Genomic DNA, 22,119 nt, shown 5'->3' on the forward strand with positions numbered 1-22,119 from the left:
AAAATTTAACTCCAAAATATATTTTAACACACTAATAATTGTTTAATTTAAAGACTTGTTATATTTTAGGACTTTTTGACTCCTTTTTTAAAAGCTATAAATATCAATATTGATATCCCCAATGTTATAGAAGCTAAAGATCAAGCTACGATGCTTTTTAATTTACCTTTATCTTTTTGCTCAACATTATTTTGCCCTTCTTTATTTTCATCATCTTTGTTATTTTCAGAAATACTATTATCTTCTTTTAATTTTTTCATTGTTACTTTATAGATACATCCTTGATAGTCGATCATTTCAAAATATCCATTTGTATTTTTATCAATTAAAAATAAATTTAAACCATCACTTTCTTTAGAAATTTTTATATTTTCATTAAAGTTTAATAAGTTAAATTCTGTTCTAAAGATTCTAACTTCCTGACTTTCTATTTCTTTAATTGATTCAGAATAATTTTCAATACAGTTTATTTTTAATTTTTTATTATCATTTTTATAAATTATATTTATTTCATATTCTCCAATTTCTTTTGCATAGAAAACAATAGAATTTTTGTTTCTTGAAAAAATAATATTTGAAGAACTCGAAGAAATCTGAATTTTATTTTCTTCTAAACAATCATAATTAGAAATTGAAAATTCATTTCTTTCATCAACCTTAGTAACTACAAAATCGTAATCCAATTCTGGTTGTACATTATTTTCTATTACCTCTAAATTAACAACAGAGACTTCTTTTGTTATATTAGACATTATTTCAACATCAAAACAATCTAAATGAGATGAAGATACTTTTAATTTATTATCTTCTATAAAAGCTTTTACATTTTTATTTTTATTTATAACAACAAGTTCATTTAAGTTATCAGATAATATATCTAAAGTTCCTTGTTCGCCTTTTTTTATTTTTAAATTATTTTCAGCTAATTCAAAATAACCAAACTCTTTTTCAATATTTATGTTTATAGTTTTTTTGTATTTTGCTTCAATAGAATCTATTTCTATTATTCCAGATCCGTAACTCAAACCTGTAATTCTTATAATATTTTTTTCAATTATTTCATATTCAATATTTTTAGAAACTTTAATTTGAATATCAAAAAACTCTTCTGCATTTAAAACGAAAATGTCGACACTCTCATTTTTTCTTAAAGATAATTGGCTATCTGATAATTTTATTTCTTTGAAACTAATCTCATTGCCCAGTATTTCACCCTCACTTATAACTCTTGATTCATCAACATCATAATTTTTATTTGTAGAGAAGAAATTAACATTTGTTCAATCAGACATAACAACATTCTCTTCAAATTTTTTATACGTGTGTGAAATATTTACATATATAGTAAGGATTCCACCTTTTGGTTTTTTAAAGTCATATTTAAAAGTTGTAAATTTTTGAGAATGAAATTTTTTAATAGCACTTGAATTATCTATATCAGACTTATCAAATATTATTTCGTCTACTGGTATTAAATAATTCTTCGAAATATATTCTTTTATTTTTTCATCAGTAACATCTAAATTTTTGAAACGACTTTGATATTGAATATAAGTAAACTCATCTTCTTGGTTAACATCTTTCCCTACAAACACAACCTTTACATTATCAGCAACACAAATTGATCCTTGATATAAATCTATAGTACCAATGAAAGTCCCCTTACCAAATGGATCAACTGGCATTATAGTTTTAACTATTAGATTGTGAGTGCTAACTTTTTCAATTCCTAAGAATTTATAAAAATTATCGTCATACATCAATTTGTTTTCAAAAACATTTCTTGAATATAAATAATTTTTATCACTTCCTGTATGGTGAGTGTAAACTGACTCTTCAACATCTTTAAAACTATTTTTTCTAGAAGTGAAATTACATGATAAGTTTGTTAAAACAAGTCCACCACTTAATGGTCTTGCAAAATGAACTCTTGAATCGTTTTTATCAAAAACATTTCTATCTTTAAAAATTTCTTCTTGAACAAATCCTCTAACAGATAAACCTTCAGCTCCTTTGGTATAAATTTTCTTAAACTCTAAATTAAGTTTAGTGTAAATAAAAACATCATTTCATTTATCGTGATAACTAAACTCTTTTTCAATAGTTTTAGATTCTTGACGTTTGTCTAAACTTATTTGTAAATCATAACTTCTTTCTGTTAAGTTGGGAATTGTGACTCCATTATTTTCTAATTTAGAATCTCTCTCAAGGATATTACTAAAATTTAATTCTATGTCTGAAAAAAATCAATAATCCTTCATGTGATCTAAATGCAATTGTTTTAAAGTAATAAACTCATTCACTTCAAATTTAAAAATTGTTGAGTCTGGTTGATAATTAATATCAACATTTTTGTTATATAAACTAGATGACTCTAATAAATAATATGGTTCTTTTTTCAACTCATGATTTTCAATAGAGAAACCATTTTCTAATAAATTAATAATTTCTGGTTGAATAACTAAAGCTGCACTTGAATTCAATCCAGAAACTGCAAATAATAATTTTAATATTTTTAGCATCAATACCTCCACAAGGAAACAATCGACACACCTGATAATTAAAATAAAAAAAATGAAAAAGAAAATTATTTCTTTTTCATTTTACATATATAAAATCCGTCATTATCATACTCTTCACCAAAAAATATTTTTTCGTAAATTATTTCAACATCTTTATATTTGTTTAAAAATTTATTTATTTGATTTTCATTTTCATCTTTATTGATTGTACAAGTTGAATAAACTATTTCAGTTCCCTTCTTCATACATTTATAAGCTTTGTCCAAAAGTTTTTCTTGTAAATCTATTAATTCTAAATTTTCTTGATCAGAGTGTTTCTTTAATTTTATTTCTGGTTTTTGTCTTATTACACCATATCCAGAACACGGAGCATCTAAAAGAATATAATCATATTCTTTTTCTTCTATGTCTAAAGCATTTTGACATTTTAAACTTACATTTTTAACATCTAGTCTAGATAAGTTTTCGATTATTAATTTTATTTTATTTTCTTGTAACTCATAAGCATCAATAGTTCCAGAGTTTTTCATTATCTGTGATAAGTGAGTTAGTTTTCCTCCCGGTGCACAACACATATCCAAAACTTTTGAATCTAATTTTGGATTAAGTATGTGAGAAGCTAAACCACTTGTCTGATCTTGTATTGTTACAAGTCCTTTTTTAAAAATTTCTTCATTAACAATATTGTTCTTAGATAAATAAAAATAATCTATCAACTTAGATTTTTCTAAATCAAATTCTTCTAAATATTTTTTTCAAATTCTTCTTTACTTATTTTTAATGTATTTAATCTTAAACTTATTTTACTTTCTTTATTAGAGTGCAAAATAAATTCACAAGCTTTTTCTTTTGAATAATCATTTTCAATTTTTTTAAATAATCAAAAAGGAAATCCATTTTCTAAAGCAAAAATATTTTGTTTATTTTTTATTTTTACTTCCCATAAATTTTCATTAACTAATTCCTTAGAAACTTTATTAACTAATCCTCCATAGTTTTTATTTATAGATTTAGCAACTTCAACTGACTCATTTATTACATAGTAAGGTTTTGATTTTAAAAACTTTAACTGGTATAAATTCATTCATAACAGTATTTGAATTTTATAATCAGTTTTTTCTGGATCAATTACTTTATTAACTACATATTCCAAATATATTTTGTATTGAATGGTTCCATATACCAATTTAAAAATAAAAGCTATGTCCTGTTTTGACATAGCTTCTTTTTTTATAAGATTGTTAAGTAATTTATTTGAAAACTTATTATTGTTTAATACTTCAAATAAAATATCTAACGCTTCTTTTCTAGATCTCATTATTTTTTGAATTCTTTTTGTTCAATACTGAAGAAGTTAACATCAATCATGAAGTGTTCTACGATTGTTTCAATGAACTCTGAGTTGTCAAGAATATTTAAATCTTCACTTGCCAATACGTGAGCGTAAGTTTTGTCTGTTAATAATTCTACTAAGTAGTTTTTGAAATCAAAACTTGCATCGATTTTTTCTCCACCAACTTTTTGAACATTTTCTCTTCAATTATTTACGAAGAACTCATATTGTTCACTTACGATTTGAGCTACTTTATCTTTTAATTTAAAGTATTTACTTTCAGAAGGATCTACACTTAATGTATTTTCTTTTGCTAAAACTTCTTTAACTTTTGCAACTGCGTTTTCAACACTATCAATTTCAATAATGTATTGGTATTTGTGTTTTAACGGAATTTCTAATAAAGCTTTGTCTAATCTTTGTTTAATGATTTCTTCTTTTTCAGTACCACGTTTTCTTAGTCTTTGTTCTAAGGCTTTTAAGCTTGGTGGCATTAAGAAAATAGAAACTAAATTTTCTGGTTTTTCTTTTTTAAGAACTTGGGTTGCACCAACAACTTCGATTTCTAAAATAACATTTTCACCTTTTGCGATTTTGTCATATACAGTTTTTCTTGGTGTTCCATAAAAATTATCAATGAATTCAGCATATTCGATTAATTCATTGTGTTGAATAGAATCTTTAAAAGTTTCTTTATCAACGAAAAAGTAGTTAACTCCATCAACTTCTCCAGGTCTTGGAGCACGTGTTGTCATAGAGATTGATTGAACTAAGTTTAATGATTTATCTTGTGCTAATTCTTTATTAATTGTACCTTTACCAACACCTGAAGGTCCTGATAAAATAATTATTTTACCTTGTTTATTCATCATTTAGGTCTCCTTTTTCTAGTCTTAAAATATATAAATGCTTATTTTTGAAATCCTTATATTTCAAAGTATTCAGAATTGCTATTTTGGACATATCCAGTGGCAATTCTGATTCCATTATTAATATACCATAATTATTTAATAATTCATTGTCATATATATATTTAAAAAATTCATAGTAATATTCAACTTTTGCAAATGGAGGGTCAAAAAATATTAAATCCATTTTTTTGTTTAAGTTTGATAAATAATCTAACATTCTTTTGTAATCTAGATTGAATAGTTCATATTCATCTTTATCTAAACCCCTAAAGTTTTCTTTTATTATTTCTAAAGCAGGTTTATAGTGATCGTTTACATATGCAAAACCAATACCCCTTGAAAGTGCTTCTAAAGAAAGAGCTCCACTACCACCAAAAAGATCTAAACAGACCTTATTTTCAAAAACAAAATAGTTATTCAAGACATTGAACATATCTTCTTTAACTCTTGTTATGGTTGGTCTGGTATTCATACCCTCTAATGTAGCTAATTTTCTTCCTCTGAAACGTCCACTTATAACTCTCATAGTATTATTTCCTTTGCTTTTATATTATACAAAAAATATTTAATATATAATCAAAGTTGAGGTATTGATTTATGAAATTAGATTTAACAAAAGACTTACTACAAAAGGAAATTCCAACAAACAAATGATTATGAAAAGACACTCAACCAGAGGTTATTAGAAACAAATCAGTTGATGTGGAGTTACCTCTAAGCAGTGAAAATGAATTGGTAATGAACAAATTAATTGATTTTGTAAGATATAGCCAAGATCCAGATTTGAATAAAAAAGAAAACGAAGACTATTTAAGACCAGCTGTTGGTTTAGCAGCTCCCCAAATAGGAAGCAACACAAATATGTTCTTTACTAGATTTGAATGAGATTTAGAAGGAAATGATGTAGAAGAATTTGCAATGGTTAATGCAAAAATAGTTGCAAAAAGCGATCAAATAGGATGTTTAAGTGATGGAGAAGGTTGTTTAAGTGTGGACAAAGACCACAAAGGTATAGTTCCAAGAAGTTATAAAATACAAGTTCAAGGTTATGATTGATTAACAAAAGAAGAAGTTGATTTAACTTTAAGAGGATATCATGCAATTGTTTTCCAACACGAGTTAGAACACAATCAAGGTAACCTATATTACGATAGAATCAATCAAGAAGATCCTAACTTTAAAGATGAAAGCTGAATAGTAATTTAAAAAGCATTTTAATTGCTTTTTTTTATTTTTTTTATCACTTTTTTGTTTATTTATCTGTGTTTTTTGCTAAAATACTAGTAACTATGACTTTTTAAATTATTTGGAAACGATAATACAATTTAAATACTATTAAAGTATCTTTTTACAAATTTTTACAATTAAATACAAGGAGTTGATAATATGGAAGACAAAAAACAAGAGTCTCTACAACAGGTAAAAAGCGTAGTTGCAGATTTAGAGAAAAAAATTGAAATTAAAAAATTGGCAGATAACATAGATCCGCCAAAGAAAAAATTACCACAAGCACCTTTCCCTACTAAAGTTTACGCTTTAGGTGGATTAGAAGAAGTTGGTAAAAACACTTATTGTATCGAATATAATGACGAAATCATAATGATAGATGCCGGAGTTAAGTTCCCTGACGCTACACAATTGGGTGTAAGTGCAGTAATACCTGACTTTAGTTACTTAGTAGAAAATAATTCAAAATTAAAAGGATTATTTATTACTCACGGTCACGAAGACCACATTGGAGGTATTCCTTACCTTCTACAACAAGTAGATGTACCTGTAATTTATGCTCCAGCTTTAGCTGCTGCTTTAATTAGAGATAGATTGAAAGAATACAAATTACAAAACAAAACCGTTGTTAAAGAATATGTAGAAAATGATGTTTATTCAACAAAGAACTTTACAATTCAATTTGCAGCAGTTAACCACTCAATACCAGATGCATTTGGTATTCACGTTCAAACACCTAATGGTGCAATCTTCTCAACAGGAGATTACAAATTTGACTGAACACCATTAGGTCATGACGCTAACGTACAAAGATTAGCTTCATGAGGAAATGATGGAATCGAATTGTTAATGGCAGATTCAACTAACGCAGAGGTTGAAGGATATACAATTGGTGAAAGAAAAGTTATTCAAAACATTGATACACATTTCTTAAAATCAAAAGGAAGAATTATTATTGCTTCATTTGCATCAAACGTACACAGACTTCAACATATTATTGAATTAGCTAACAAGTATGGTAGAAGAATTGTTGTTATAGGTAGAAGTATTGAAAGAATTATTAAAATAATTAGACAAATGGGTCACTTAAATATCAATGACAAAATGTTTATTAAACCAAATGAAATTGATAACTTCCCAAAAAATCAAATAATGATTTTATGTACAGGAAGTCAAGGAGAACCTATGGCTGCTCTATCTAGAATTTCTAGAATGGAACACCAAACAATTAAAATAATTCCTGGAGATACAGTAATTATGTCTTCATCACCTATTCCAGGTAATAGAGCTGATGTTGAAAATGTAATTAATAAATTAACAAGAATTGGTGCTAATGTTATTGAAAATAGTGCTGATAATAAAATCCATACTTCAGGGCATGCCAGCCAAGAAGAACAAAAACTATTATTCACTTTATTAAAACCAAGATGTTTTATGCCAATGCACGGTGAATATAGAATGTTAAAAATTCATGGTGAAACAGCAACAAAAGTTAATGTTAAACCACATAATGTATTTGTTGTGGCCAATGGAGATCAAATCGAATTACATAACGGTGTTGGTCAGGTAGGAAAAAGAGTTCCTGCTGAAGCAGTCTTCATTGACGGAAAAGATATGACAGGAAAAGCAAGTAACGTTATTAGAGAAAGAAACATATTGAGTAAAGATGGTTTAATGGCTGTAATTATCTCAATAGATTCACAAGCTAATAAGTTATCTGCCCCTCCAAGAATTGTTTCAAGGGGAAGTTTCTATGTAAGAGATAGCGGTAACGTTATTGCTGAATCAATCAACATAGTAACAAATGCAGTACAAGAAGTTCTTAAATCACAAAAACCAACATTTGGTGCGATTAAGAATGCGATAAAGGAATCATTATCACCTTTCATCTTTAGATATAAAAGAAGAAATCCGCTAATCATTCCAGTAATTTTAAACAAAAAAGTAGAGGTAAAATAGAATAATGAAAACGAAAAAGGAGCAATTAGGCCTATTTTCAATAATTTGAATTGGGTTTACATTTATTGCTGGAATTACATTCACAGCAAGTTTTGCAGACATAGTACTTTCTTCTCCCGACGCTAACGGGGAAAGATCAGGTGTTGGTCTTAATATTATATGAATATTTGTATTAGAAGGTTTCATAGCATTTATGTGTGCTTGAGCTTTTGCTAAATTAGTTAAATACCATCCACAAGCAAATGGTGGAGGAAGTCAATATTCAAGAACTGCTTTTGGTAAGTTCTGAGGTTTATTGATGGGATTCTTTAACTATTCAGTTATTCCAGTTATTGGTATGGCTTTAATAGTTACAATGGTTAGAGCGAACTTTAATGACGCTTGAGGAAATTGAGGTCATTTATACCTTGACCTTATTGCTTTTGCACTTTATATGTTTGCTGCAACTATTATATTTTTTGGAATTAAAAAATATAAATATGTTGGTTTAATAATAGGTTATATGACTTGAGGAATAACAGTGTTATTAATGATCTTTGGATTAACAGCAGGATTTATGAATTTAAGTGTAAATAAAAATCCGTTTGAAGAATATGCAGAAGCAAAACTTACATTGGACGGATTCACAAAGGCATTTACAACATGTTTCTTTGCTTTTGGTGGTATAGAAACATTTATAACAACAGGTAAAAATATAAAAAATAGAGGTAGAAATATGCCAATTGCAATCGTAATAATTATGATTGCAACAACAGCTTTTTACATAGTATTCTCATTAATAACTATGTTTGCAGTTGGTGGGGTACCATTTAGTTCAAACCCAAATACTCAATTATTCCCGGATAATAACTTCTTAAAGAGTTTTGGTCCAATATTAATTATTATTTGTACTATACTAATGAGATTTAACTCTTCATTACAAATTACAATGTTTGGTGGTTCAACTTTAGAACCTTTATCAAGTCAAGGATATATTTCACCAGTATTTAAAAAAGAAAACAAAGAAAATATTCCTGTGGCTGGAGTTGTTTCAACAATAATTTTATTTGTAATATGTGCAATAATATTTTTATTCATACCAGATATTATTAGAGGAGCTACAGGACAATCTTCACCATTAAACTATGCAACAATTGCTAGTTGTGCTTCAATTTTATTGATAGCAATATATGGAACAATAATACCAACTGTAATCGTACAAGGTATTAGAAAAAATGTTAAAGTTAGAATTTGAGAATATATAGCATGAAGTATTACAGCACTGTTCTTATTATTTGTATTAGGTAGTTACTTTGCAACTTCATTATTAACTCCATTTATAAGTCCAGAAGGTGGAAAAGTAGGATCTTCAGACAACTTACAAGCACTTATAAGTAGTATTTTCCAAATTGTTTACTTTATTGGTGTGGTTGTATGAGCGGTATTACAATACCACTTATACTACAAACCAAAAATGGCTGCTATGGATCCAAAATCAGAAAGAGTTAAAGAAATTGCTGAATATGAAAAATTAATCAGACTTCTAACTCCTGAAGAAATGGAAAAAATAGCTTTAGAACAAAAAAAAGAAGATGAAGAAGATAGACAATATCGTATTCAACTAAAAGAACAAAAAGCTAAAAATAAAGCAGTTTCAAAATAGTCCAATTAGGACTATTTTTTTATATTATAATTAGATTAATTATGGAGGGATAAGAATGAAAAAGCTATTAGGTATTTTAAGTGTATCTGCTTTAACTGTAGGTTCTACAGCACCAATTATAAATTATGCATTATTTGCCCCTTCTCAAACTGTAATAAAGAACTTTAAATATAGTTATGATTTTAAAAATTTAAATTGAAATGATATAAAATGAGAAAATAAAAACGGTATTAAGGTAGCTGAACTTTCATCAGATGAATTTACAAAATCTTTAACAGATTGTATTCAATTAATGTTTGATTCTATACCAGAGAGAGACTCAAACATTTATAAAATAAATATGATTTCAACAACTTTTACTGGATTTACAGAATCTGCAAACAATAACGTTGAGGTCTTTAGCAAAGAATTTGTAGATGCAAAAAAAGACTTGAATAAAATGGATGTTCAAAACCACAGACTTGTTATTGAACAATATACAGATCCAAACAACGGAACTTTTTATTATATAAATGTGTTTGCAACTATAAACAAAAAAGAAGTTAGGTTATATGGTGGGAATTCTAGTGAAAGATTTAGTGATTTAAGTGAAATAAAATCTCAATTTACAAATAATTTTGAATTAGAAATAACAATGGAAGTTTGAATTGATGGAGAAGATAGTCTTGATTGAGGAATATTTTTCCCAGAAAATATTGATTTCCAACTAAAATCTCAAATGATAAACTGATTTATGGATGATTTACAATCAGATATGAGAGCTAAAGTAATTGCTCATATAAACGAAGAGAAAAACACTAGTCTTACAAAAATAGATAGACCAAAAAAAATATATAGAGCAATTCCTCAACCAGGAGGAAAAACATTCATTTCTGGAGAAGAAATTCCAGATAATGAATTAATAAAAGATCCATATTTCTACATAGGAATAGAGAGTAAAGAACAGGCTTTTGGTGAATATAAAGTACTTATAAAAAATAGACCTCCAAAAGAAGAAGTTATAGAATACATAAAAAATAACTAGTTATTAACTAGTTATTTTTTTGTATATTATTGGTGGTACAATTCTCTTAAGGAGGTGTAATTATGGAAGGAAACAGAGAAATGAGTTCAATTAGAAGAATGCTTAAATGAGCAAATTACTTTGGTTTATTTTCAGGAATACTTTTATTGTTAGTATTTACATACTATATGTTTGATAAAAGTTATACTTCTTGAGTTTATGCGCCAATGTTGTTTGCCGTTGTAGGTTTCTTCTCAATAACTAACGTATTCTTTTGTTGTTACATCATCAACTTCTTAAAAAAAGCAGATGATGTTACATTATTAAATAACAGATACATTTTAGCATTGTTCTCAATTTCAATTGGTGGTTTATTTACTCCATTTGTTTTGGCACAAATGAGAAACATACCAATTGAATCAACAATAAGTCCTAAATTCACAATATCTAAAGGATATGGTGGAAATTCATTGGTTTCAGGAGGATTAGCTTTAGTAATATACTTTGCTTTATCACAATTCTCTCGTAAAGGAGCTATATTTGAAGCAGGATTAGCAGATCAAATCGTTGTTATTGTTTTTGGAGCAATCCTAGCATGAGGTGTTTTAAATTGTTTATTATTTGCAACACCTAATGCAAAAGCAACTTGAGACAAAAAAGGATTTGGTTACTTTATTATGAACTTTGTTGCAGTAATTAACTTAATCATTGCAACAATAGGATTGATATTACAATTAATCAACTCAGTATTGTCAATTATTTCTATTTTTGCCGATATGTTCGACAGAAGAAGAGGTTTCTTGGGTGCATTATTCAATGCAACTTGAGCAGCTTACAGAATAGCAATGCAATTATTCATTATTTATACAATAAATAGAATAATCAAAGGTATTTGATCAAGAGCTGACAAAGTTCAATATCAAGACTACTCAAGATTGGCTGAAAAACAAAGAAACTTTGAAGCACAACAAACTCAAGGTTAATATAGATAAAAAAAATAACTCATATGAGTTATTTTTTTTATCTTAAGATATTAATTTTTCTTTTTTAGCTTTTGGTGAAGATTCTTTTCCCTCTTCATCAATTTCTCTAGGAATAATAATTGTTGTGTTTATTGTGAATGGGATTGAAGCTTGTAATTTGAATAAACTCATTACTTGCTTTTTCTCATCATCTGGTAAATTACCAACAGTTATTTCATCTAATTTTTTAATTAATTTACTAAAGATTTTAATTCATCATGCTCAAGCAGCTATTAACATAACTGTTCCTGCTGCTGATAATGCTACAAACAATCAGTTTAAGTTCATAACTGATAATGCTCCTAGATTACAGAATCTAAAGCTTAGGTATGAAGATAAGTTTGCAGCTACACCAAATGCAGCTAATATATGACAGTAGATTGATCTACTTCAAAAGTTTGTAGATTGTTCACGTATATCTAAGATATTTGTGAAGTTATATAACATTAACATTGTTCCCTTTAACGAGTTGTTTTCTTCATATCATTTTGGTAAATGTAATTCTTGATAAGCAGCTCTATAGTTAAAGTGGTTGTTAACTCTTTTTCTTTGTCCATACATTAATTTAATATCTGTATAGTTTGTTTTAATTGACAATGCTTTAAATAAATCTTTTTGTAGTACGTTACTTTTTTTAGTTTTAGTTTTTAGATAAACAGTTATGTTTATAATACTTGCTGCTATTATAACAAGTAAAGCAAACACGAATGCTCCGAAACTAAAATACAATTGTATGTCTTGAAAGAAATAACCGAATTCTGGGTGATTTCCATCATGAGGTCTTAAAATTGGATTCATTTTGAGGGTACCTAGCCTTTCAAACTAGTATAATTGTATACTAATATATTAATTTTAACAAATCTCTTGGGTCATTTTTTTCAAATTTTTTCACCATTAATATGTTTTCATCCAACATAATGGCTCTTTTTATAAAACTTTGATCAAATTCCTCAGTTTTTTTTGTTAGAAAGTTGTAAATCAAAGTGTTTAAATCATCTCTATAACTTATTAGGATGTTTCTTTTGTTTATGTAGTAAATTTTCTTAAAATTACTATTCGGTTCAATTACATCTATTTCCTTAAAATTTTGATCCATTAAAACTATTGTTTCATCTGCTTTATGAACTATATAATTATTTTCAAACTCAATAATATCTATTAAATCATATTCAAAAGTTTTTATATCCTTAAAGTTTTTATCAACCAATAAAGTCTTGTTGTTTTTTATTATTACTAAATTACTTCCAATTACTTTTAATATTTGAATTTCATATAAAACTTTTAAATCTAAAACATCTGCTGTATAAACTTTGCCATTGATTATAAAACTTATGTATTTTTTGTCTTCTATAGAAACAAAGTTTTGTATGTAATTATCATATATACCATATATTTCTAAATCTGTATTTGAAGATAATTGAATTGAAGATAACAAAGGGTTTGGGTGAGCAAGAAATGATCTATACATGTCTTGCTTAACTTTTAAATTTTCTTTAAATATATTTTTATCAATAAAACATAAAGTATTAGTTTTATTATTTGGTTTGCTATCTGAAAAGTATATATATTTTGAATCAAAAAACATATTAGTTATTCACTCTGTATTATCAATGCTCCTGCTTTTAGTTTTCAAACTTATCACCTTTTTTAATTATAAATTAAAAAAACACGGTTATATCCGTGTTCTAATTAATTATTTATTTTGAATTGCCTCTACACCAGGTAAAGTTTTACCTTCCATGTATTCTAATGAAGCTCCACCACCTGTTGAAATGTGTGTGAATTTTTCTTTAAATCCTAATTGGATTGCAGCTGCAGCTGAGTCTCCTCCACCAATTAATGTGAATGAGTCTTTTAAGTTAGCAATAGCTCCACAAACCGCTAAAGTACCTTTGTTGTAGTGTTCAAATTCGAATACTCCCATTGGTCCATTTCATGCAACTGTTTTCGCATCTTTTAAAATATCTTCAAATAATTCAATTGATTTTGGTCCGATATCTAATCCCATTACATCTTCTGGTAAATCAACACCTGAAATTGTTGGTTCTGTATCTTTAAAATCAGTATTATTTGCTGAGTCAATTGGTAAAATAATTTTTCCATTAGCTTTATCTAAGTATTCTTTTGCTAATGATACTTTATCTTCTTCACATAATGATTTACCAATACTGTGACCTTGTGCTTTGAAGAATGTATATGCCATTCCTCCACCAATAATAATTTTGTCAGCTTTTTCTAATAAATTATCGATAACACCGATTTTATCAGAAACTTTAGCCCCACCAATAATTGCTACAAATGGATGCTCTGGTTTATCAATACCTTTTGCTAACATTTCTAATTCTTTTTGAACTAAGAATCCTACACAGCTTTCAGCTATGTTTGATGCGATCCCTACGTTTGAAGCGTGAGCTCTATGTGCTGTACCAAATGCATCATTTACAAACACATCTCCTAATCCAGCTCAGTATTTTCCTAATTCAGCATTGTTTTTTGATTCAAATTTAACAACTTCACCATTTTGAACATCTTCAAAACGTGTGTTTTCAAATAAAAGAATTTCTCCTTCATTTAATGATTTAATAGCTGTTTCTAATTCTTCACCTCTTGTTTGAGGAACAAATTTAACTGATTTTCCTGATAACTCTTCTAATTTTTTAGCAACTGGTGCTAAAGTTTTTTTAGCTTTATCAGCTTCTTCTTTAATTCTACTTAAGTGTGAAAATAATACTATTTTTGCTCCATTTTCAATTAAGTGGTTAATTGTTGGTAGTGCTGCTCTAATACGGTTATCGTCTGTTATAACTCCATCTTTTAATGGAACGTTAAAGTCAACTCTAACAAGAACAGTTTTTCCAGATACTTGAATATCATTTAATGTTTTTTTCATTTTTCGTTCTCCTATACCTAATTATTTTAAAACATTTTTGACCATAAAATCTATATAATGAAAAAAATTATCTTCATTTTCATTGTGAAACCTTATTATATCTAGGTCCTTTATTAGGGTATTTTTACTTGGTTTATAAAGTTTTTTTCAAGGAGTTTGTTCATGACAAATAACAACAATATCTCAGGATTTTAAGTTTAAAAGGAACTTTACTATTTCATAAGCAATTTTGTTATCCATTTCAAAATTTTTGTTTATATCCTTATCTATTTTTTCTATATAAGTAATTGGTATATCAGATCTTGAATAAGAAGTGTGTTTTTTTCACAAGTCATATATAACAGGTCCCCACCTTCAAGTTTCAAATTCAATATTAGCAACTTTTTCTTTAAATAATAAAAAGTAACTATAAACTATGTAAATAACTTTTTGAATTTGGATTTGAGTTACTTTTTTTAAGTTATTGTCTTTTTTAACCTTAGCTATTACATTTAAAATGTAATCAATAAATTCATCTTTAGAATAAAAAAACATATTTTCACCTCAATATTACTATCGATTTAAAAATATGCTTATTGTATATATTTAGAAAATTATAAACTTAACATGTGTTTAATTGTACGGATGAATTGAGAAGTAAATGAGTTTTCGTTATCGTATCATGCGAATACTTTAACCATTTGTTTTCCTTCAACTTCCATAACTCTTGTTAATGTTGCATCAAAGATTGAACCATATGTTGATCCAATTACGTCTTGAGAAACGATTTCTTTTGTACAGTACTCTAATGCTAATCCTAATTCAGCGTCACTTGTAACTGCTGATTTAATTGCATTGTTGATTTCATCAACTGTTGTGTTTTTTGCTAATTCAACAGTTAAATCAACGATTGATCCTGTAATAGTTGGAACACGTAATGCTAATCCATCTAATTTTCCATTTAAGTTTGGTAATACTTTACCAATTGCTGCTGCTGCTCCAGTTTTTGATGGAACGATGTTTCATGCAGCTGCACGCCCACGACGTAAGTCTTCTGGGTGAGCTAAGTCTAATAATCTTTGATCATTTGTTACTGCGTGGATTGTGTTCATTAATCCTTTAACAACTCCAAATTTTTCATCTAAGATTTTTGCTACTGGTGATAAACAGTTTGTTGTACATGATGCAGCTGAAACGATTGTGTCTTCTGCTGATAATGTTTTGTGGTTTACACCAAAAACGATTGTTTTTAAATCTCCTGATGCAGGTGCTGAAATAATTACTTTTTTTGCTCCTGCTTCAATGTGAGCTTGTGATTTAGCTTTGTCAGCGTAGAATCCTGTACATTCTACTACTAAGTCAATTCCCATTTCACCTCATGGTAAGTTTTTTGGGTCTCTTTCAGCTAAAATTTTGATTTCTTTTCCATCAACAATAATAGCTCCTTCTTTAGATTCAATTTTTCCACTCATGAATTTTCCTTGAGCTGAATCGAATTCTAATAAGTATGCTAATTTTTTTGAATCAGTTAAGTCGTTAATTGCTACAACTTCGATATCGTTTGATAAGAATAATTGTCTAAATGCTAGACGACCAATTCTTCCAAATCCGTTAATTGCTATTTTTTTCATATTAGTCAATTCCTTTCACGATTTAATTTTATACCTTATTGCCTTATTTATTAAACAAAACAATAAAATTTTATTTCCATTTTTTCCATATTAATTTTTTATATATGGAAAATAATTCCACTAATATCTTTGGTTTTTACCTGTCATTTCAAATTCATTTGAAAGGCCTTTTATTCTCTCTGTAAATCTTAATGTCTTTTGCATTTCAAATTTCTTTTCCTCTACACCAGTAACTCTTTTGTTTAAATAGTACTTTTGTAGATCTGAAATTGAGAAATTTGAAGTAAAGTAGGTAATCATTTTATTTTCCAACCTATGATTTAATATCCCAAATAATAGTTCGTCTCTACTTCAGTCACTTACTATTTCAGCTCCTATATCATCAAGTATTAAAACATCAACTTTTAAACAATCATCATAAAACTTTGAAAGTTCTGTTTTTTCTTGCTGGTTAAAAGTGTCTTTAACTATCTTTACAAGCTTGTTAACAGTCACAAATATAACTTTCTTATCTTTCTTTGCATATGTGTTGGCAAGTCTCTTCATAATGAAAGTTTTACCTATTCCTGGAGCACCATATAAATAAAGCCCTTTATGAGAATTGTTAGTAATGTTTTCTCTTATTTTTGTAAAAAGAGTTTTTGATTCTTGACTCATTTTAGATAAATCAAGTGTTTCAATATAATCACCTATAGTTTGGGTATTTTCTTGTAAATCAAAATCTGCATGAATGATGTTTTTAAGTATTTTATGGTCTTTGTTTTCAAATATTCAATGTTTACAATTTTTGCTAGATATGTAAAATAGATTATTTTTATATACTAGTTTTTGTTGTAACCCAGGTATTGTTTGTTTACAAAATTCCATTCCCTCTTCTTTTGAACAGTATATATAGTCATTTAAAAATCTATTTATAACAAGTATATTGTTTTCAAGAATTTGGTCACTAATATTGTGTTTTGAAATTAATTCTTTTAAATCTTTATGATTCTTAATATCTTCTAAACTGAATTTTAACATTAATAATCACCTCATCCGGTTTTTTCAAATGTTAAGTCATCTTCAACTTCAATTTTGTAAGTTTTTTTATTTAAAGCTTCATCTCATTTTGGATTTAAATTAGTTTTTATATCAATATTTGATTTTACTTTAGATCTTGATTTTTGGTGAGCAACTTTTAAATATTCAAATGCTTCATTTGCTGTTTTAAATCCATTTTCAGACATAGTTGAAGCTATTTTATAAATATAATTAGGTACTATTTGACCTTTATTTTTTAAGAAAACAAAATCAAATAAACAGTTTATAACACCATTTCTTAATTTGAATTTATTTTGAAGGTCTGCAATTATTTCATTGTGAATTTTTTCAAGTTTTGAAACTTTCTTTTCTTTAGAGTTTAATAATGCTAATAAATACTCTTCTGGTTCGATAGTTTCCATTTCGCTTAACTTTTTGTTTTTTTGGTTTTGAATATTTAAAGTAGCATCAAATTCAGGAACTGTAGTTTCAAATTCATCTTTTTTAAACACTAATTTAGCAACTTCTCCATAAAATACAGCAGTTTCAAAAGAACATGATTCTTTTGAATATATTTTTTTGATTATTTCTTTTATTTCAAATTGACTAATATTATATGACCCAAAAACATCTTCTATTGCTTTTTTAACAACTTGGTTGTTTTTGCTTATTATTACATCTTCATTTTCTAAAGATTCAATTAAATTAGCATAATCAAGCCCTTTTAATAGAGCATTGGTTCTTTTTGGTTTTGCTTTAATCATTGGTGATTCAACTGATTTAATATCTTCAATCTCTCCAAAAACTTCTGCAAATTTTGAAGAAGTGTCTTTATATCCACTTTCAATTGATATTTCACCTTCATCTCTAAAAGTAAATCTGACAAGTTCATAATCATCTTTTTTTAATTTACCTAATAAAGCACTATTAAAAACTTGATTATTAAAGAATTCAGCAGGTTCTAATGGTGAATAAACATTAAAAATGACAGTTTGTTTTTCAATATTTTCTAAAGTTCTTAACAAACCTAAAGCCTCTAATTTTTTAAAGTATTTAGGTAGTGTATTTAAACTAATTCCAGTAATTTTAGATAACCTTGTATTAGAAAGAGTTATTTTCTTAAAATCACTCAAGATGTAAGATTCATTAATTAAAGTATTATATAAAGCAACGGCTTTTGATCCTATTATTGGTTGGTATAGGTAAGTTATTATTTTGTTATTTGAGCTGTCTGCAATATTTTTAAGAACTACTCTATAGCTAAAATTATCCATAAGTTACCTCCAACCCTTTGCTTATTAATAATAAAAAAAAGAAAAAAAATTGAAACATATTTAATATTTTTTATAAAATTGCATATCAAATGTTAATAAAAATAAGATAAAAACACCTTTAATAAAGGTGTTTTTTGAGTTATCCACATTTTAATATAAAAACTGACATTCTTTACAGAAGTAAGTTCCTCTTCCATTTACTTTTATTTTTTCAATAATTCTTCCACAATCAAAACAAGGTTTTGATTTTCTTAAATGAACTTTAAGTTCATTTTGAAATTTACCATCTATCCCCTGTTCTGGTTGATAACTGTCAATTGTAGAACCACCAAGTTCTATAGATCTTTTCAAGATTTTTATAGAAGATTTTAGTATATCTTCATAGTTTTTAAGTTCTAAAGAACTAGCTCTTTTTTCAGGGTGTATTTTTGCATCAAACAAGATTTCATCTGCATAAATATTACCTATTCCTGATATCTTTGTCTGGTCTAGCAGAACAGTTTTAATATGTTTGTTTGACTTAGACATTATATCCATAAGGTATTGCCCGTTTAAACTGCTATCAAAGGGCTCTGGACCAACTTTATTGATTGGTTTTTCTTCTTTATATGATGATTTGCTTTGCAAATGAATTGTTCCAAATTTTCTAGTATCAGTGTAAATAAGCATTTTATTATCACTTAAAGTAAATATAGCTTCTACATGTTTTGTATCATATAAAGTACCTTTATCATAAACAAATCACTTACCTTCCATTCTTAAATGGCTAATCATAACCAAATCTTGTAATTCAAAGATTATGTGTTTAGCAATCCTTGAAACAGCATCTATTTTTCTACCTTTTAAAGTTTTTTCGAATTCAGGAATTGATATATCTGATTTTATTAAGTTTGGATATGTTATTTTTACATCTTCAATTGTAAGACCCTTAATTTTTTTATTTAAGACCCTAATAACGGTCTCAACTTCTGGTAATTCTGGCATTTTTGTAGCCTCCTTATTTTAAGTTAAATCAATCGCTTGCTTGTGAGTAGTTGATTTCTAACTCAACAAGAGCTTTTCTTTGTTTGTTTGATACTTCTAATAAATCGTCATATGCTTTTTTCATAGTTTCTAGAACTATTTCTTTAACTTGCTCTAGTTCTGTTTTTTTAACCAATAAGATTATTTCATCGTGTATTTGAGCAACCATTTTTGATTCAAGATCATTTTCATTTAAGTTTTTAAAAACATTTATCATTGCCACTTTCAAAATATCTGCAGCAGTTCCTTGGATCGGAGCATTAACTGCAGCTCTTTCTCCAAATTGCTTAACCATATAGTTTGAGTTACTTAATTCATAAATATATCTTCTTCTATTTCCTAAAGTTTCAACATAACCATGTTCATATCCAAATTTAATAACTTCTTCTTTAAATTTTAATATTTGAGGGAAACCTTGATAATAAGCTTTTATATATTCTTTTGCTTGAGGAATAGATATTTTTAAATCTTTTGCTAAACCAAAATCACTTAATCCATAAAGGATACCAAAGTTGAAAATTTTAGCTACCCTTCTTTGATCTGAATTTACTTCTTCGCTTTCACTTAAATTAAAAATACTTCTAGCAGCTTCAGAGTGAATATCTCTTTTCATTGAAAAAATTTGAATTAGTTTTTCTTCTTTAAGAATATCAGCTAAAACTCTTAATTCAATTTGAGAATAGTCAAAACTTAAATAAATATTTTCATCATTAATTATAAATATTTTTCTAACATTTTTTTGTTCTTCGTCTCTTACAGAAATGTTTTGCATGTTTGGATAACTTGAACTAAGTCTTCCTGTATTTGTAAGAGTTTGATTAAATATTGTATGAACTTTACTGTCTGGGTGAATAAATTTTTCAAAACCTTTTAAGTATGTTGAATGTAACTTACTATATTTTCTAAAAGCAATTATTTTTGAAATAACTGGATGCTTATCTTCTAACATATCAAGTGTCTCTCTGTCAGTGCTTCCTTTATTGTAGTCTGGTAGTTTCATCTTTTCAAATAAAAGTTCTTTTAATTGTTTAGGTGAACCTATGTTGAAATTATCATCAATATATTCACTTAAATCTTTTTTTATTTCAACTTCTAAATTATTTAATAACTCTAAAATATTTTTTTCTTGTATTGATAGTTCTTGTCTATCTACTTGTATACCTTCTATTTCCATATCTATTAAAACTTTTGCAAAAGGTAATTCTATTTTTTCATAAAGGCTCATTTGATTGTTTTCGTTTAGTTGTTTTAAAATTTCTTCTTCATAGTTTTTTATTATTAGTGCTTTTGAAACTAAATAATCCATTTTAATTTTTTCATCAATTATTTGAGTTCTCTTAACACCTTTACCAAAAATTTCTTCAAATGTTTTTATTTCATTAGAAGGATCTATCATCACTACGTGTTGTTCAAAATTTGATTTAATATTTGAATTTATAACATAGCAAGCTATCATCATGTCGTAAATGAAAAGTTCTGGTTTAATTTTATATCCCATCTTTTTTAAAGCTACTATAGTTTTTTTAACATCATAAGTTTTAAATTTTCCATCTAACAAGAAAGACTGGAATTGATCATCTAAAACAGATTCACTTCAGTTGAAAATATTTATTTCTTCACTTGATTTAAATGAGTAATAAAAATTTCCTTTTGAGTTTACAATCGAGATTCCAATGACGTCACTTGTATGATAATTGTCATTTAAAGTTTCTAAATAAATATAATTTTCCTTATCATTATATTTATTATTTCATTTATCTAATTTTTCATAATTCATTTTTATTTCTTGAACAGGTTCTTCATTTCTTGAATTATATTTTTTTAAAAGAGAGTTCATTTCATATCTTATAAAGAAATCTCTTAGACCAGAGAAGTCTATGATTGTTTTTTCAAAACTTATGTTATTCAATTCCATATCTTTATAGATAGTTGCTACTTCTTTTGATAGGAAAGCATCTTCTTTTCCTGCTAAGAGTTTTGTTTGTTTAGCACCTTTTATTTTATTTATATTTTCATAAATATTTTCTAGTGTTCCAAATTCTTGTAATAATTCTTTGGCACTTTTTTCTCCAATACCAGCTACACCTTTAATATTGTCAGAAGAGTCTCCTCTTAAACCTTTGTAGTCAATAACCTGTTCTGGAGTTACTCCTCATTTTTCAAATAATTTTTCTCTATTGTAAACCATTAGATCACTTGTTCCAATTTGTGGAGATAAAACAAAAGTTTTATCAGAAATTAATTGATACATATCTTGATCACTAGTAAGAATATGTGTTTCTACATCTTTATTACTTTCAAGAGTTTTTGAAATAGAACCAATTATGTCATCGGCTTCATAATTGTCTACTTCAAATCATTCTATATTCGCTTGTGTAAGGAATTCTCTAACTATAGGGAATTGCATTACAAGTTCAGAAGGAGTTTTTGCTCTTCCTGCTTTATAGTCTTTTAATTTATCGTGTCTAAAAGTTTTTTTACCTTTATCAAAAGCTACCTTAACGCAAAAATAATCATTTTTTTCAATGATATTCATAAGCATATTAATAAATGAGTATACTGCATTTGTTGGTATTCCACTTTTTGTTGTTAGAGTTGCTCTTCCATAAGAACTATAAAAGGCTCTAAAAATTAAAGCATTACCATCTACAAGTAAGAATTTGTTTTTCATAATTTTTCACCG

18 protein-coding genes and 1 pseudogene are annotated in these 22,119 nt (G+C 27.0%); 5 read left to right on the plus strand and 14 right to left on the minus strand.

All coding sequences use genetic code 4. The annotated features are described in order from the left end of the window. Positions 1 to 65 precede the first annotated feature (65 nt). The 5 genes and pseudogenes from AACL10_RS03835 to rsmD all read right to left on the minus strand — a co-directional run. Positions 66 to 2,522 (minus strand): hypothetical protein, encoded by a 2,457-nt coding sequence (locus AACL10_RS03835; RefSeq protein WP_338984747.1) that lies wholly within the window; start codon positions 2,520 to 2,522, stop codon positions 66 to 68. 65 nt (positions 2,523 to 2,587) lie between these two features. Then, complete coding sequence (locus AACL10_RS03840; protein ID WP_338984749.1) at positions 2,588 to 3,238, minus strand: RsmB/NOP family class I SAM-dependent RNA methyltransferase; 651 nt, start codon at positions 3,236 to 3,238, stop codon at positions 2,588 to 2,590. A 26-nt stretch (positions 3,239 to 3,264) separates the two neighbouring features. Beyond that, on the minus strand, positions 3,265 to 3,840 hold the full coding sequence (locus AACL10_RS03845) for a transcription antitermination factor NusB (RefSeq protein ID WP_338984751.1): 576 nt from the start codon (positions 3,838 to 3,840) through the stop codon (positions 3,265 to 3,267). Then, complete coding sequence (gmk, locus tag AACL10_RS03850; protein WP_338984753.1) at positions 3,840 to 4,724, minus strand: guanylate kinase; 885 nt, start codon at positions 4,722 to 4,724, stop codon at positions 3,840 to 3,842. The genes AACL10_RS03845 and gmk overlap by 1 nt, the downstream gene beginning before the upstream one ends. After that, positions 4,717 to 5,295 (minus strand): annotated as a pseudogene (gene rsmD / locus AACL10_RS03855) (16S rRNA (guanine(966)-N(2))-methyltransferase RsmD); the annotation flags it as partial. The pseudogene rsmD and the gene gmk, both read right to left, overlap by 8 nt. A gap of 68 nt (positions 5,296 to 5,363) precedes the next feature. Between rsmD and AACL10_RS03860 the strand changes: the two are divergent. The 5 genes from AACL10_RS03860 to AACL10_RS03880 all read left to right on the plus strand — a co-directional run bounded on the left by AACL10_RS03860 (position 5,364) and on the right by AACL10_RS03880 (position 11,580). Then, positions 5,364 to 5,972, plus strand: a complete 609-nt coding sequence (locus tag AACL10_RS03860; protein ID WP_338984755.1) for a peptide deformylase — start codon at positions 5,364 to 5,366, stop codon at positions 5,970 to 5,972. Positions 5,973 to 6,152: 180 nt separating this feature from the next. Further along, positions 6,153 to 7,952, plus strand: coding sequence for a ribonuclease J (locus AACL10_RS03865; RefSeq protein ID WP_338984757.1), 1,800 nt, complete (start codon positions 6,153 to 6,155; stop codon positions 7,950 to 7,952). 4 nt (positions 7,953 to 7,956) lie between these two features. Next, complete coding sequence (locus tag AACL10_RS03870; RefSeq protein ID WP_338984759.1) at positions 7,957 to 9,594, plus strand: APC family permease; 1,638 nt, start codon at positions 7,957 to 7,959, stop codon at positions 9,592 to 9,594. A 55-nt stretch (positions 9,595 to 9,649) separates the two neighbouring features. Next, positions 9,650 to 10,618, plus strand: coding sequence for a hypothetical protein (locus AACL10_RS03875; protein WP_338984761.1), 969 nt, complete (start codon positions 9,650 to 9,652; stop codon positions 10,616 to 10,618). A gap of 62 nt (positions 10,619 to 10,680) precedes the next feature. Next, the gene (locus tag AACL10_RS03880; protein WP_338984763.1) at positions 10,681 to 11,580 is read left to right on the plus strand and encodes a hypothetical protein; all 900 of its coding nucleotides are present in this window, start codon (positions 10,681 to 10,683) and stop codon (positions 11,578 to 11,580) included. Positions 11,581 to 11,622: 42 nt separating this feature from the next. Here the strand turns inward: AACL10_RS03880 and AACL10_RS03885 are convergent, their stop codons facing one another. The 9 genes from AACL10_RS03885 to polA form a co-directional block, all read right to left on the minus strand. Beyond that, complete coding sequence (locus tag AACL10_RS03885; protein ID WP_338984765.1) at positions 11,623 to 12,417, minus strand: hypothetical protein; 795 nt, start codon at positions 12,415 to 12,417, stop codon at positions 11,623 to 11,625. A gap of 40 nt (positions 12,418 to 12,457) precedes the next feature. Then, complete coding sequence (locus AACL10_RS03890) at positions 12,458 to 13,204, minus strand: hypothetical protein (protein WP_338984768.1); 747 nt, start codon at positions 13,202 to 13,204, stop codon at positions 12,458 to 12,460. A 108-nt stretch (positions 13,205 to 13,312) separates the two neighbouring features. Continuing rightward, positions 13,313 to 14,509, minus strand: coding sequence for a phosphoglycerate kinase (locus AACL10_RS03895; RefSeq protein WP_338984770.1), 1,197 nt, complete (start codon positions 14,507 to 14,509; stop codon positions 13,313 to 13,315). A 21-nt stretch (positions 14,510 to 14,530) separates the two neighbouring features. Further along, on the minus strand, positions 14,531 to 15,043 hold the full coding sequence (locus AACL10_RS03900) for a type II toxin-antitoxin system antitoxin SocA domain-containing protein (protein WP_338984773.1): 513 nt from the start codon (positions 15,041 to 15,043) through the stop codon (positions 14,531 to 14,533). A gap of 59 nt (positions 15,044 to 15,102) precedes the next feature. After that, positions 15,103 to 16,119, minus strand: coding sequence for a type I glyceraldehyde-3-phosphate dehydrogenase (gap, locus tag AACL10_RS03905; protein WP_338984776.1), 1,017 nt, complete (start codon positions 16,117 to 16,119; stop codon positions 15,103 to 15,105). A gap of 120 nt (positions 16,120 to 16,239) precedes the next feature. Next, positions 16,240 to 17,139, minus strand: coding sequence for an ATP-binding protein (locus AACL10_RS03910; protein WP_338984779.1), 900 nt, complete (start codon positions 17,137 to 17,139; stop codon positions 16,240 to 16,242). Further along, positions 17,139 to 18,413: a DnaD domain protein gene (locus tag AACL10_RS03915; protein WP_338984781.1), complete on the minus strand. Its 1,275-nt coding sequence runs from the start codon at positions 18,411 to 18,413 to the stop codon at positions 17,139 to 17,141. Before AACL10_RS03915 ends, AACL10_RS03910 begins: the two co-directional genes overlap by 1 nt. A gap of 150 nt (positions 18,414 to 18,563) precedes the next feature. After that, positions 18,564 to 19,397 carry a DNA-formamidopyrimidine glycosylase gene (gene mutM / locus AACL10_RS03920; protein ID WP_338984784.1) on the minus strand — a complete coding sequence of 278 codons (834 nt, stop codon included), beginning with the start codon at positions 19,395 to 19,397 and terminating at the stop codon, positions 18,564 to 18,566. A 13-nt stretch (positions 19,398 to 19,410) separates the two neighbouring features. Then, positions 19,411 to 22,107: a DNA polymerase I gene (polA, locus tag AACL10_RS03925; RefSeq protein WP_338984786.1), complete on the minus strand. Its 2,697-nt coding sequence runs from the start codon at positions 22,105 to 22,107 to the stop codon at positions 19,411 to 19,413. Between the last annotated feature and the right edge of the window lie 12 nt (positions 22,108 to 22,119).

Source organism: Spiroplasma endosymbiont of Diplazon laetatorius (assembly GCF_964019625.1).
Classification (GTDB): domain Bacteria; phylum Bacillota_I; class Bacilli_A; order Mycoplasmatales; family Mycoplasmataceae; genus Spiroplasma_A.